This is a genomic window from Sphingobacterium sp. UBA7253 (genome assembly GCF_002472745.1).
Taxonomy (GTDB): Bacteria; Bacteroidota; Bacteroidia; order Sphingobacteriales; family Sphingobacteriaceae; genus Sphingobacterium; species Sphingobacterium siyangense.
In genome coordinates, this window is sequence record NZ_DKSP01000133.1 from 20,432 (window position 1) to 21,884 (window position 1,453).

Sequence of the window (1,453 nt, forward strand, 5' to 3'; positions counted from 1 at the left end):
TTATTGGAGGCGACTAAAAAAGACTTCCTTGCACGACCTGACGTGCTTCCAATCCCTTATCGATGTATGTTTGAATACCTGATTTCGGTAAGCCCCAATTCGGGGCAATTAACAATTCTTTATCTGCAATCCCGAAAATACGTTGAATGATCAGATCAGGACGCAATCGAGGAATAAACTTCGCTAAGAACTCGGTGTAACCTTCCATCGAAAAAAGTTCAAAGGGCTCACGTTTGAACTTAACCCCCATAATAGATCCCTCTACAATATGTAGGTGATGTAGCTTCACAAATTTAATCTGTGGAAAGCGGTTGATTTCATCTGCATATTTCAACATCATTTCTTCAGATTCCCATGGGAAGCCAAAGATTGTATGTACACAAAGTTCCAAAGGGGTATCTTTCAGCATATCCATGACCTGAACAAATTCGTCGTGAGAACAGCCTCTATTGATCTGCTCCAATGTATCGTTGTAGATCGACTCCATACCCATTTCCAAATCCACATCGTAACGATCTGTATAAGACTCCAACAATGCAATCTTTTCAAAATCCAAACAATCAGGACGTGTGCCAACAGAAAGCCCCAAAGTATTTTCAGGATCAATACTTAAGGCCTCATCATACATCATTTTCAGTAGATGAGTCGGCGCATATGTATTTGTATTTGGTTGGAAATAAATAATAAACTTCTCGGCGCCATAGCTATTGCGTGCTCTTTCAATACCCGATTCTACCTGCTCCCGTATCGAAGGAATTTTCCGGGCAGTATCCGGTGTAAAAGAATCTACATTACAGTAAGTACAACCACCATAGCCCTTNNCTACCATCACGATTGGGACAAGTAAAATTACCATCCACAATCACTTTAAACACTTTCTGTCCGTTATACTTTTGCTTTAAATAAGCCCCGTAATGATTATACGGTTTAATTCCGTTGTCCAATAATGTACCCATTGCGCTGCAAAGTTACTCAATAAAAATCATATGTGACCATTACTTTCTCAGGATCAAATGTTAAACTGATACGGCCATCACGAAAATCCTCCCAAGATAATTTATACGAACTATCCTTAACTGTTTTCTCCAAATCGAAGTAACTTCCTTTTATGGCTAAATTGGGAGAATTGTCGTAATAAGTAGGTAAACCGTAATAGAAAACGAAAAATTGTTCAAATTCCTTAAATGACAAATATCTTCTTATACTATCTTTATTTCTTGAGATCAATATCTCAATTTTCTTTAGTCTGCCATTTCTATAAAAATAATCAAGTGTTCGATAATACAGTGCATTCAACCATTTACCACCAATAAATTGGATATGACCTGGATCGATCACTACCATTGTATCCTTACTATGTGTATATGTTCCAAATTCCCCTATATAAGATCTCTCCCCGAGATGAATAATATATTCGCGAGCTATATTGGCAGATCTACCATCTTTATTTGCC

The 1,453-nt window shown here is 37.6% G+C and carries 1 protein-coding gene and 1 pseudogene; both read right to left on the reverse strand.

Translation table 11 applies throughout. From position 1 onward, the window contains the following. Positions 1-13: 13 nt before the first annotated feature. Positions 14-956, reverse strand: a pseudogene (locus B2X72_RS13700) (TIGR01212 family radical SAM protein). Between the two features lie 16 nt (positions 957-972). After that, a partial coding sequence (locus B2X72_RS13705; protein ID WP_286849966.1) for a hypothetical protein occupies positions 973-1,453 on the reverse strand: 481 nt, incomplete at its 5' end.